This window comes from Burkholderia sp. NLJ2, assembly GCF_049487195.1.
GTDB classification, from domain to species: Bacteria; Pseudomonadota; Gammaproteobacteria; order Burkholderiales; family Burkholderiaceae; genus Burkholderia; species Burkholderia pyrrocinia.
This window is the reverse complement of record NZ_CP137810.1, coordinates 1987363-1999543: the sequence shown is the minus strand read 5'-3', so window position 1 is coordinate 1999543 and position 12181 is coordinate 1987363. Positions and strand designations below refer to the sequence as shown.

The 12181-nt window shown below is 66.7% G+C and carries 13 protein-coding genes; 5 read left to right on the top strand and 8 right to left on the bottom strand.

The genetic code is table 11. From position 1 onward, the window contains the following. Positions 1-126: 126 nt before the first annotated feature. The 7 genes from R9B84_RS31325 to R9B84_RS31295 are packed head-to-tail and all read right to left on the bottom strand — an operon-like array spanning position 127 to position 6942. Entirely contained in the window at positions 127-1173 is a 1047-nt protein-coding gene (locus tag R9B84_RS31325; protein WP_047901624.1) for an ABC transporter substrate-binding protein, read from the bottom strand. After that, positions 1170-2321: an NAD(P)/FAD-dependent oxidoreductase gene (locus R9B84_RS31320; protein WP_423761326.1), complete on the bottom strand. Its 1152-nt coding sequence runs from the start codon at positions 2319-2321 to the stop codon at positions 1170-1172. Before R9B84_RS31320 ends, R9B84_RS31325 begins: the two co-directional genes overlap by 4 nt. Continuing rightward, positions 2314-3747: an FAD-dependent oxidoreductase gene (locus tag R9B84_RS31315; protein WP_423761325.1), complete on the bottom strand. Its 1434-nt coding sequence runs from the start codon at positions 3745-3747 to the stop codon at positions 2314-2316. Before R9B84_RS31315 ends, R9B84_RS31320 begins: the two co-directional genes overlap by 8 nt. Continuing rightward, entirely contained in the window at positions 3744-4091 is a 348-nt protein-coding gene (locus R9B84_RS31310; protein ID WP_423761324.1) for a (2Fe-2S)-binding protein, read from the bottom strand. The genes R9B84_RS31315 and R9B84_RS31310 overlap by 4 nt, the downstream gene beginning before the upstream one ends. Next, entirely contained in the window at positions 4091-4885 is a 795-nt protein-coding gene (locus R9B84_RS31305; protein ID WP_423761323.1) for an ABC transporter permease, read from the bottom strand. The genes R9B84_RS31310 and R9B84_RS31305 overlap by 1 nt, the downstream gene beginning before the upstream one ends. Next, the gene (locus R9B84_RS31300) at positions 4882-5859 is read right to left on the bottom strand and encodes an ABC transporter permease (RefSeq protein WP_423761322.1); all 978 of its coding nucleotides are present in this window, start codon (positions 5857-5859) and stop codon (positions 4882-4884) included. The genes R9B84_RS31305 and R9B84_RS31300 overlap by 4 nt, the downstream gene beginning before the upstream one ends. Continuing rightward, positions 5860-6942: an ABC transporter ATP-binding protein gene (locus R9B84_RS31295; protein ID WP_047901618.1), complete on the bottom strand. Its 1083-nt coding sequence runs from the start codon at positions 6940-6942 to the stop codon at positions 5860-5862. A 294-nt stretch (positions 6943-7236) separates the two neighbouring features. On the opposite strand from R9B84_RS31295, the gene R9B84_RS31290 reads away from it, so the two are divergent. The 5 genes from R9B84_RS31290 to R9B84_RS31270 all read left to right on the top strand — a co-directional run bounded on the left by R9B84_RS31290 (position 7237) and on the right by R9B84_RS31270 (position 10951). Next, complete coding sequence (locus tag R9B84_RS31290; protein ID WP_423761321.1) at positions 7237-8124, top strand: IclR family transcriptional regulator; 888 nt, start codon at positions 7237-7239, stop codon at positions 8122-8124. Then, complete coding sequence (locus R9B84_RS31285; protein WP_423761320.1) at positions 8124-8324, top strand: hypothetical protein; 201 nt, start codon at positions 8124-8126, stop codon at positions 8322-8324. Before R9B84_RS31290 ends, R9B84_RS31285 begins: the two co-directional genes overlap by 1 nt. A gap of 267 nt (positions 8325-8591) precedes the next feature. After that, on the top strand, positions 8592-9338 hold the full coding sequence (locus tag R9B84_RS31280; RefSeq protein ID WP_423761319.1) for an SDR family oxidoreductase: 747 nt from the start codon (positions 8592-8594) through the stop codon (positions 9336-9338). Positions 9339-9490: 152 nt separating this feature from the next. After that, entirely contained in the window at positions 9491-10345 is an 855-nt protein-coding gene (locus R9B84_RS31275) for a DJ-1/PfpI family protein (RefSeq protein ID WP_423761318.1), read from the top strand. A gap of 123 nt (positions 10346-10468) precedes the next feature. Further along, complete coding sequence (locus R9B84_RS31270) at positions 10469-10951, top strand: YybH family protein (protein ID WP_423761317.1); 483 nt, start codon at positions 10469-10471, stop codon at positions 10949-10951. A 91-nt stretch (positions 10952-11042) separates the two neighbouring features. On the opposite strand, the gene R9B84_RS31265 is transcribed toward R9B84_RS31270, so the two are convergent. Beyond that, entirely contained in the window at positions 11043-11990 is a 948-nt protein-coding gene (locus R9B84_RS31265) for a GlxA family transcriptional regulator (RefSeq protein WP_423761316.1), read from the bottom strand. Positions 11991-12181: the final 191 nt, after the last annotated feature.

Sequence of the window (12181 nt, the reverse complement as noted above, 5' to 3'; positions counted from 1 at the left end):
AGCACTGTGACCCTAGGTTGTCGCCGCCGCCGGTCCCGGTCAAATCCGCAGAAAAAGGGGAGTGTCATCACTCCCGCAAATGATGGTCACGCAGCGCGCGGCCGTGCCCGCGCGCCCGGCATCCCGTCACCGCTCGATCTGGCGGTTCCAGCGCGTATCCCACTGCGCGCGGCGCGCGTTGATCGCGGCCCAGTCGACCACCGTCACCTTGCGCACCAGGTCGTCGACATTACCGAGGCTCTGCTGCATCGCGGCGGGCATCTTCGCGAGACGGTTGGTCGGGATCTGCTTGCCGGCCTCGGCGGCCTTCGTCTGCGCGGGCGCGGACAGCAGGAACTGCGCGAGCTTCTGCGCAAGCTGCGGATCGGGATTGTTCGCGACCACGCACAGGTCGACGAGCAGCAGCACCGGGCCTTCCTTCGGGTTCGCATACGCGACGGGAATGCCCTTGTCCTGCAGGTCGCCGACGCCCGTCGGCGTCAGCGGGAACAGGCCGGCTTCGCCGGTCTGCACCATCTCGGAGATCTTCGCCGAGTTCGGGATGTACTCGACGACGTTCGGCCCGACCGTGCTCGCCCACTTGCTGAAGCCGGGCTCGACGTTCTGCTCGCTGCCGCCGAGCAGCCGGTTGATCGCGAGGAAGCCGTGCAGCCCGAACGTGCTGCTCGACGCCGACTGGAACACGACCTTGCCCTTGTATTTCGGATCCGCGAAATCCATCCACGACGTCGGCGGCGCCCAGCCCTTTTCCGCGAACAGCTTCTTGTTGTATGCGATGCCGGTCATCCCGAGCTGCACGCCCGCGCCGACGTCGTCCTTCATCCTCGCGAACGGGTACAGCTCCTTCAGCACCGGCGAATCGTCGAGCTTCTGGCACACGCCGAGGCTGACCGCGCGCGCCATCACGCCGTCGTCGAGGAACGCGACATGGATCTGCGGCTTGTTGCGGTTCGCGAGCAGCTTCGCGAGCACGTCCGACGACGTGCCGGGCACGACGACGACCTTCACGTTGTTCGCCTTCTCGAAGTCGGGCAGCACCTGGCTCGTATAGGCCTTTTCCATCGGCCCGCCGTTCATGCCGATGTAGATCGTCTTCGTTTGCGCGAACGCGGGGGCGCTGGCGCCCGCGATGCAGAGTGCGGCTGCGGCCGCGATCGTACCGAGCAGTTTCATCGAGAGGTCTCCTCTTGGGGGAAAGGGGCGGTCGGCGCGGCTTGGCGGAAGAAGCGGCCGATCGAGAATGCATCGAGTGGTGTGGCGGTTTCGCCGGTCGTGACGAGATCGGCGAGCACGTCGCCGACGCCCGGCGCGAGCAGGAAACCGCCGCCGGAAAAACCGAACGCATGCAGCAGGTTCGGCGTCGTGCGGCTCGCGCCGATGATCGGGTTGTGGTCGGGCGTGCAGCCTTCGACGCCGCTCCACGTGCGGATCAGCAGCGCGTCGCGCAGCGCGGGCAGCAGCGCGCACGCGTCGCGCATCACCGCGCGCGTCGTATCGACCGACGGCTGGCCGAATTCGCCGTCGCCACGGCCGCGTCCGCCGCCGATCACGCAATTGCCGCGCGCGACCTGGCGCGCGTAGACGCCGCCGCCGTACACGCCGAGGTTGTGCGTGATGAACGGCGGCAGCGGTTCGGTCACCCACATGTTCGGGTAGATCGGCTCCATCGGCACGGCTTCGCCGAAGCGTTCGGCGATCGTATTCGCCCACGCGCCGGCCGAATTGATCAGCCACGTCGCGGTGCATGCGCGGCCGCCCGCTTGAAACTGGAAGCGCGTGCCGTCGTGCCGGACGTCGTCGACCGGCGTGTGTTCGAACACGTCCGCGCCTGCCGCGCGGGCCGCGCGCGCGAACGCGGGCGACACGACGCGCGGGTTCGCATGGCCGTCGGTCTCGCACAGCGAGCCGCCGAGCGCCGCGCGGCCGAGCCACGGATAACGACGGCGGAACGCGTCGCCGCGCATCACCTGCAGCGGCAGGCCGTGTTCGCCGGCAAGCGTCGCGTATGCGTCGAGCGCGTCGAGATCGGCGTCGCTGCGCGCGAGCCGCAAGTGACCCGACACGACGAATTCGCCGTCGATGCCGATCAGCTCGGGCAGTCGATCCCAGATGCGTCGCGCACGCAGCGCGAGCGGCAATTGCTCGGCGGGCCGGCCCTGACAGCGCACGCCGCCGTAGTTCACGCCGCTTGCCTGCGCACCGCAGTCGCGCCGCTCGAACAGCCCGACGCGCAGACCGCGCCGCGTCAGCGCAAGCGCGGCCGATGCGCCGACGAGGCCGCCGCCGACGATCGCGACGTCATAGTGACGGGAATCACTCATCGCGCGCCTCGTCGGGAATCGCCGCGACGTCGTCACCGGCGAGCGCGGCCGAGATCGGGAACGGCTTCACGGGTGGTTGCGCGCGCAACCGGCCGACGTCGGCGAGCGGGCGGCCGGTTTCGGCGGCCAGCACGAGCGCGGCCGCATTGCCGCACATGCGGCCCTGGCAGCGGCCCATCCCGACGCGCGTCAGCGCTTTCAGCCGGTTGAGTTCGGTCGCTGCGCCGCCACGGATGCAGCGGCGCAGCGTGCCCGCGTCGATCTCCTCGCAGCGGCATACGATCGTGTCGTCGGGGCAGTGTGCGATCTGCTCGACAGGCGGCGCGAATGCCGCTTCGAGGCCCGCACGGAACGCGCCGATGCGCGCGAGCGTGCGTTCGAGTGTCGCCGCATCGGGTTTGCCGGACGGCGTTGGCGATGCGATGCCCGCGTCGTCGAGCAAGGCAAGCGCCGCGCGCCGGCCCGACGCTTCGGCCGCGTCGGCACCCGCGATGCCCGCGCCGTCGCCCGCGACGTAGATGCCGGGCACCGACGTGCGGCCGGCAGTGTCGCGCTCGGGCAGCCATGCGCGGTTGACCGGATCGAAACCGAACCGGCAGCCGGCGAGATCGGCGAGCTGCGTTTCCGAACGCAGGCCGAAGCCGAGGCCGAGCGCATCGCAGTCGAGCAGGCGCGGCTGCGCATTGTCACCGGCCGCGCGCCACGCGAGCCCCGTCACATGGTGTTCGCCGAGCACGCGTTCGAGCGTGACGCCCGTTTCGATCGCGACGCCATGCGCGCGCAGCCAGCCGATGTAATAGAGCCCTTTCGCGAAGGTCGACGGTATGCGCAGCAGTGCGGGCGCGGCGGCGGCCTGGCGGCGCAGCGGGCTCGTGTCGAGCACGGCCGCGACCTGCGCGCCGGCCTTCGCATACTGATAGGCGACGAGATAAAGCAACGGCCCGGTGCCTGCGAACACGATGCGCCGGCCGATCGCGCAACCCTGCGCCTTCAGCGCGACCTGCGCGCCGCCGAGCGTATAGACGCCCGCGAGCGTCCAGCCGGGCACCGGCAACATGCGATCGGTCGCGCCGCTCGCGACGATCAGGTGCGAGAACGGCACGGTAATTTCGCGGCCGTCCTGCAGCGTATCGACGCGGCCCGCGCCGCATGCCCACGCGAGCGTGTTCGGCCGGTAGTCGACGTGCGGCAGCAGCGCGGCCATCGTCCGGTGCACGGCGTCGGCCTTCGATGCTTCGAACCCGTACAGCGCGCGTTTGGCGCGCGCGAAGCCGCCGTCGGCAGGCGGTTGACGATAAATCTGCCCGCCCCAGCGCGCGTTCTCGTCGATCACGACAGGGCGTAGCCCCGCGTCGACCAGCGCCTCGGCCGCGCGCACGCCGGCCGGCCCCGCGCCGACGATCACCGGTTGCAATGCGGCGTTCATTGCGTGTCTCCGGTCGCGGCCGGTTGAGCGGCGGTGAGAATCCGCATGCCTTCTGCGATCGGCGTCGAGCACGCGCGCACGCGTGCGCCGGCCTCGGTACGCACCCAGCAGTCCTGGCATGCGCCGATCAGGCAGAAGCCCGCGCGCGGCTGGCCGCTGAATTCGCTGACGCGCACGCGGCGCTGCGCGACGAGGATCGCGGTGAGCACGGTGTCGCCGGCGAGCGCGTGCGCGGGCCGGCCGTCGAGCGTGAACGCAACGGCGGCACGCTCGCGCTCGGCGACGCGCACGAACTGCGCGCCGTCGGCCGGGTCGCTTGGGGAACGGGAAACGGGAGTCGACATCAGTGTTGGCCAATCAGGATGCGGTTCAGGCCGTACACGCGATCGAGCAGCAGCATCGCGCCGGCGGTGATGAAGATGACGAGCGCCGACACCGACGCCATCATCGGGTCGATCGATTCGGTCGCGTACATGTACATGCGTACGGGCAACGTGATCGTCTGCGGCGATGTGACGAAGATCGACATCGTCAGCTCGTCGAAGCTGTTGATGAACGCGAGCAGCCAGCCGCCGGTGATGCCGGGCACGATCATCGGCAGCGTGATGCGGCGGAACGTCGTCCACGGGTCCGCGCCGAGCGAGCACGCGGCTTGCTCGATGCTGCGATCGAGGCCCGCGACGGACGCGAGCACGAGCCGCATCACGAACGGCGTGATGACGATCATGTGCGCGATCACGAGCCACGCGAACGAGCCGGTCGCGCCGATCAGCGCGAAGAAGCGCAGCAGCGCGATGCCGAGCACGAGGCCGGGGATCACGAGCGGCGACAGCAGCAGGCCGTTCAGGAACGCGCGGCCGGGAAACGCCGCGCGGCCGATGGCAAGGCCCGCCGGCAACGCGATCGCGAGCGACAGCGTCGCCGACGCGAACGCGAGCTTCAGGCTGTTGAAGAACGCGGTGACGAAGTCGGGATAGTCGAGGATCGCGCGGAACCAGCGCAGCGACAGCCCGTGGGTCGGCAGCGTCAGCGTTTCGTCGGGCGTGAACGCAACCAGCACGACGATCGCGAGCGGCGCGAGCACGAACAGCATCACGAGCGTGTGAAATGCGAGGGCGAAGGGGCCGTTCTTTCTCATCGGGATGCGCCTCCGAGGCTGCGCGCGTAGCGGCGTTCGAGCACGCGGTAGTAGGTGAGCATCACGACGAGGTTCGCGATCAGCAGCAGCACCGCGATCGTCGCGCCGAGCGGCCAGTTCAGCGAGCCGAGGAATTCGTCGTAGACGGCCGTGGCTGCAACCTTCAGCCGGCGTCCGCCGAGCAGGCCGGGAATCGCGAATGCGCTGGCCGACAGCCCGAACACCATCAGGCTGCCCGACAGCACGCCGGGCATGAGCTGCGGCAGCACGATGCGGCGCAGCGTCGTGAACGGCGACGCGCCGAGCGACAGCGCCGCGTGCTCGGTCTGCGGATCGAGCCGCTGCAGCGCGGTCCACACGGGAATCACCATGAACGGCAGCATCACGTGCACCAGCGCGATCACGATTGCGAAGGTCGTGTATTCGAGCTTGTAGGGCCCGAGGCCGGCGAGCCCGAGCGCCTGGTTCACGAGCCCGCTCGTGTTCAGCAGCATGCTCCAGCCGAACGCGCGCACGACCACCGACACGAGCAGCGGCGCGAGGATCGCGAGCAGGAACAGCGAGCGCCACGGGTCGCGCATTTTCGACAGCACGTACGCTTCCGGCGTGCCGATCGCCACGCAGATCGCGGTCGTCAGCGCGGCGATGCCGAACGTGCGCGCGAAGATCGTGTGGAAGTACGACGAGCCGAGCACTTCCGCGTAGTTGCCGAACTGGAACGCGGCGATCGGCCCGGTGGCCGGATCGTAGCGGTAGAACGTCAGCACGAACGTCATCGCGAGCGGCACGAGCACGAGCGCGGCGAACAATACGAACGCGGGCGCGCACATCAGCCACAGCGGCGCATGCGCGCGCCAGGTGGCGCGCATCGTGCGCCCGGTGGCGGCGCGTGCCGGCACGGCATCGGGCGCGGCCGGATGCGTGAGGCCGGCCGGTGCGCCGTCGCTGGGCAGCGGGCGGGAAGGCTGTCGCATTCAGGCCTCCCGGCGCATCACGCGCACCGCATCGCTGTGCCAGTCGATGCCGACCGGCGCGCCTTCCGCGAGCGGCTCCGCGCCTTCGTTCTGGCAGCACACGAGCACTTCGCCGAGCGCGCTGTCGACGCGGTACAGCCACTGGCTGCCGAGGAAGAAGCGGCTCGTGACGGTCGCGGCGAAGCGGCCCGCATCGGGCGCGCACAGCCGCAGCTTCTCGGGACGGATGCAGACCGAAACGGCATCGCCGACGCGCATATCGCGCTCGCGCGGCGGCAGGTGCGCGGTGCGCCCGGTTTCGGCGAGGTCGTGACCGAGGTCGATGCGGATCGCGTCGCCGTCGTGCGCGACGACGGTGCCCGGCAGCAGGTTCGCCTTGCCGATGAACTGCGACACGAAGCGGTTTTCCGGGCGCTCGTAGGCCTGGTACGGCGTGTCGATCTGCGTGACGCGGCCGGCTTCCATCACGACCACGCGATCGCTGATCGACAGCGCTTCCGATTGATCGTGCGTGACCATGATCGTCGTCGTGCCGATCTTGCGCTGGATCGCGCGCAACTCGAACTGCATGTCCTCGCGCAGCTTCGCGTCGAGGTTCGACATCGGTTCGTCGAGCAGCAGCACCGGCGGCTCGATCACGACCGCGCGCGCGATCGCGACGCGCTGCCGCTGGCCGCCCGACAGCTCGCGCGGAAAACGGTGCGCGAGCGTATCGAGGCGCACGAGCGCGAGCGCCGCGCGGATGCGTTCCGCGCGCTCGGCCTTGTCGACGCCGCGCATGTCGAGGCCGAAGCCGACGTTCTCCGCGACGCTCATGTGCGGAAACAGCGCATAACTCTGGAACACGATGCCGAGCCCGCGGCGGTTCGGCTTCAGGTGCGTGATGTCCTGCCCGTCGAGCGCGATGCGGCCGCGCGTGACGTCGACGAAGCCGGCGATCATCTGCAGCGTGGTGGTCTTGCCGCAGCCCGACGGCCCGAGCAGCGACACGAATTCGCCTTGTTCGACCGACAGGTTGACGTCGGCGACGGCGGTGAGCTCGCCGAAGGTTTTCGTCAGATCCGTAAGCGTGAGAAACGACATGAGGAGCTCCGGGTTCGCACACCGCGTAGCCGGTGCGCCGATGACGCGGACTCTAGCCAGCCATATTTCGGAGCGTCAATTTCGAATTCGGCTGAACGGGATGAATTTCAGAAAAATTCCGGTGAGCGGAACGGATTGGTGCGTCTCGCCCAAATTGTTCCGATGGATGAAGGGTGGCCGGGCCATGAAATGCCCGCGTCAATCCCGTGCACACCCGGATGCCCGCGGAATTTCGGCCGGACGACAATGGCGGCTACCGTATTCCGTTCAATGAAATTGTCGAGGAGAGCCGGCATGCAGGAACCCCTTTCGTCCGGAATGCCCGGCACGCCCGCCGCGCGCGCACCCGGCGCCGACGACGAAGCCGATCCGGCCGGCGCGCCGGGCACCGGCATGCTGCAGCGCGCGTTCGCGATCCTGCGCGCGCTCGCCGGCATGCAGCAGGACGGCGTGCGCGTCACGCATCTCGCGAAGGCCGTCGGCCTCACGCAGGGCACCGCGCACCGGATCCTGCAATCGCTGATCGCCGAAGGGATGGTCGAACAGGACGAGCAGTCGAAGCTGTACCGGCTGAGCGTCGACTTCTTCGCGCTCGCCGCGCTGGCCGGCAACCCGAGCAGCATGCGCACGCTGTGCCGCCCCGCGCTGCTGCGGCTGTGCGCAAGCCTCGGCGAAACGATCTTCCTGCTCGTGAAGAGCGGCTTCGACGCGGTGTGTCTCGACCTCTGCGAAGGGCCGTTCCCGATCCGCTCTTTTACCGGCGATATAGGGGGGCGCATCGCGCTCGGCGTCGGGCAGGGCAGCCTCGCGATCCTCGCGTTCCTGCCCGAAGCCGAACGCGAGGAAGTGATCCGCTTCAACGTGCCGCGCATCCGCGGCTACGGCGTGCTCGACGAGGTGTACCTGCGCACCGAGATCGAACGCGTGCGGCAGCTCGGCTACGCGGGCCGCAACAGCGGCGTGCTCGACGGGATGGCCGGCGTCGCGGTGCCGATCCTCGATCGCACCGGTTATCCGGTCGGCGCGCTGAGCGTCGGCACGCTCGCGTCGCGGCTCGGCGACGACCGGATGCCGATGGTCGTCGAACTGCTGCGGCGCCAGGCCGATGCGGTCGGGCCGCGCACCAACCCGTTCGATGCCGCGCTGCGGCGGCCGATGCACGGGCTATCCGGGAGTCGTTGATGCCGCACGGCATCGACCGGATCGACGACGGCATCGCGGCGTGCGTGGAGACGGGTACGGCAATCGTCCACAACCCGAGCGCGATCATGTCGATCATGCGCGAGCGCGTGAACGAAGTCGCGGAAGCCATGATCGAACGCAGCGGCTTGGGCCATCTGCCCGACGAGCCGAAGACGCGGTGGGCGCATAGCCACTACTGAGCGATCTCGCGGCGAAATCAGGTCGCTGTATGTCGATCCCGATTTCAAGTGTTGCGGCATCGGCCGCAAGCGGCGTACCGGAAATGAACGTATCCCGGTGCGACGCCCGTTTGCATTGCATGGCGTTTTTTGAGGGTTATACGACCTTTGCGCCATTCGCCTCGCGTTCCATACTTCCCGTGAACGATCAAGCCGGGGAAAGCGCACAAACGCGATCGCGTTTTGAACTTTCGGCCTGATCCATCACGACATGAAAAGGAACGGAAGATGAGGCTCAAGAACAAGTCAGCGTTGATCACGGGTGGAACCAGTGGCATCGGTCTTGCAACCGCGAAGCTGTTCATTGCGGAAGGCGCCCGGGTAGCGGTTACGGGCCGCGACGATGCCGTGTTTGAGCGCGTGAAGGCCGAGCTTGGCGAGCGCGCGGTCGTACTCAAGGGCGACGTGCGCTCGCTCAAGGACATGCGGGCGATTGCCGCCGAGGTAAAAGAGACGTTCGGCGGCCTGGATATCGTGTTCGCCAACGCTGGCTGGGCTTTCCCGTCCGCGGTCGACGACATCGACGACGAACTCTACAACGAGATCATGGACATCAACGTCAAGGGCGTGGTGTTCACGCTTCAAGCGGTGCTGCCGGACTTGCGGAAGGGTTCGTCCGTCATCCTCAATACATCGTTCGTCGCGCAGACCGGCAAGCATGGCATCTCGTTGACCGCAGCGGCGAAGGCCGCCGTGCGATCGCTTGCCCGCAGCTGGTCCTACGAGTTTCTCGACCGGAAAATCCGCTTCAACGCAATCGCGCCCGGCGCGATGGACACGCCGCTGATCACCCGGTGGGGCAGGTCCGACGAATGGGTTCGCGACCGCAAGGCCGAGTTCGCCGAAGCGATTCCGGTCGGCTACATGGGCCGGGCCGAGGATATCGCCTACGCAGCACTCTATCTCGCCAGCGACGAATCCTCCTACGTCGTCGGCACCGAACTCGTCGTCGATGGCGGGGCCTCGCAGCTTTAAACCTGCCGGTCGCGATGCCGGAGCCCTACTCGTCATTCCGGCTCATCCACATCCTGATCTCACGTCCGCCACGCCGTTCGTCGTGGCGGTTGTTCAATCTGGCCCAGCCTGGTTGCGCTCGCAGAGGGGCCGACATGCAAGGAGAAATCATCTTGACCGACAGTAGCGATAACCACGCTTCCGTAAAGCGTCTCACCAGAGCAGGTCGTTCGCGCCGCGATGTCCTCAAGCTTGGAAGCGTCGCCACGCTCGGCGCCGTCCTGGGCGGCGGAGCCTTGCTTGGACACGCCACGCCTGCGCTTGCGCAGGCAGGCAGCGACGGAGTACTTGCCCCGAATGACCCCCTCGATATCTTGATCGTCAATTACGACGGGGGGACGCTTCTCGATTTCGCCGGACCCAGCGAGATTTTCCACCGGCTGCCCAATACGAACGTTCGCTACGCGAGCCTCAATGGAGGCAACGTGACGCTCGAATTTGGCGTCGTGTATGGCAAGACCGAACGACTGGCCGATATTGAGAAGACGGACTTGATTCTCGTCCCCGGCGGGTCCGATTTGACCGCGCCGATGCGGCCGGAGTATCAGGCGCAAATCCGGCGTCTGGCACAAAGCGCCAAACACGTGACGTCGGTTTGCAACGGATCGCTCGTGCTTGCCGCAACGGGCGTTCTCAAGGGCAAGCGCAGCGCCTGTCATTGGGCCTTCGTCAACAAGTTGTCCGAATACGGCGCCATTCCCGTTCCCGATCGCTTCGTCGAAGACGACAACGGCCGCTTCATGAGCGGCGGCGGCGTGACGGCAGGCATCGACTTCGCGCTTCGCGTTGCAGCGAAACTGCGCGGTCAACAGGCCGCCGAATTCACGCAACTCGTGATCGAATATGATCCCGCTCCGCCGTTCCGCTCAGGTCATCCCAGGGAAGCACGGCCGGAAGTGGTCGCGATGGTCGACAAGAAACTGCCCGGCGCATCCAGGGGGCTCGCACGAATCCCTGGCGTTCGCTGAAACGCTTGCCGGCAATGAGTGCATGGCCGCCGATCGGCTCGATGAAGGCCGCGGCCGGCACTGCCTGTTTCCCCTGCCCATTGGCGCCGCCCTTTCCATTCAAGCTCGTTCGGAAATCACTCGATGCAACAGATCCGTATTTGTACTGCTGCGCTCGCAGCCTGCGTGTCCTTTTTCGCATTCACGGCACCGGCTACTGCCGGTGGTTCGCAACGTCCGCCCGAAGCGGCCATCAAGGCCGAAAACGCGCGCTGGGCGGATGCTTTTGCGCGAGGGGACTATGAGGCGATAGGCCGCCTCTATACCGACGACGGCACACTCTTGCCGCCCGGAGGCGACAAAGTCACCGGAAGCCGCGCGATCGCCGAGTACTTCACCAACGGGTATGCGGGATCGAAACCTGGCACCGTATCGTTCAGTCATCACGAGTTTTACGGCAATGATCGGATCGTGACGGAGGTTTCGGATGCGGAGGTCCGCGACCACGATGGAAAGCTCAAGATCCGCGCCAAGCAGATTCTCGTTTTTCTGAAGCAGGCCGGCACCTGGAAGCTGCATCGCGACATGTGGAATGACTACGCTCCCGTCAAGACCGACGGCCATTGAGCGTCCGGCGAAATGGCGCGTCACGTACCGACGCGCCGATTGCCCGTTGAACGGACGTTGACCACGCAGCGCGCTGATCAGCGGTGGTCGATCAGCGCGCTGCGTTCGATCTGCTCTCGCGTCGAATCGCTTGCGGCGGGTGCCCATGCAGTTTGATGAAGGCTCGCCGCATCCGTTCCGGATCGGTGAATCCCACCGCCAGCGCAATCTGTTCGATCGGTTCGCTGCCACTCTGCAGGCGCAGCCTCGCGGCTTCGACCCGCAAGCGCTCGACCGCCTTGGCAGGTGTTTCACCGGTTTCCCGGCGAAAAGCTCTTCCGAACTGTCGCAAACTTAATCTCGCGGCATCCGCGAGTCGTTCGACAGGCAATGCTTCCGCCAGATGTTCCCTGGCAAAATTCAGCGCGATGCGGATGCGATCCGATTCCGGCTCCATCTGCGACATGGCGGAGAATTGGGACTGCCCGCCTGGTCGACGATACGGAACGACCAACAGCCTCGAGACAGCGCGCGCAACCTCCGCGCCCATGTCGCTTTCAATCATGCCGAGCGCCAGGTCGATTCCGGAGGCGATGCCCGCCGACGTCCACACGCGGCCATCCACGATATAGATACTGTCGCCGTCGACTCTGGTGCGAGGGAAGCGCGACTGCAACAGGGCAGCGTATCGCCAGTGCGTCGCTGCTCTCAAACCGTCCAGCGAGCCGGTTTCCGCAAGCAGAAACGCGCCCGTACACACGCTTGCCACCCGTGAGGCCCGGGCGGCCAGTTTTCCGGCAGCGGCGACATTTTCCGATGTCTGCATCGGGGCGATATCGCCGCCCACGAAAACGACGGTGTCGAACGTGCGTTTTCCGATCGGCTTTGTCTCGATCGAAAGACCCGTATTGCCAGGAATCGGGCCGCCGGATTGCGAGATGACATGAAGGTCATATGGCGTATGGCCGGCAGCTGTGGCCACCTGATTAAAGGCCGACAGTGGCCCGCCAAGATCAAGCGCATCGTAGCCACGGCAAACGAAGAATCCGATTCGATGCATGACGAAGTCGTTAATTGATCACCCGGAATGGCGAATTTTACAGGGAACCCTCGAATAACGTCATTTAGCCTGAAATGAGGGAAAAACGTCGTTTACATCTCCATCGATTGCTCGTACAGCGGATAGAGATGTATTGCGCTCCCCGGAAGACGCCCGGCGCTCGATCAGTACAAACCGGCTTTTTGTCGCCG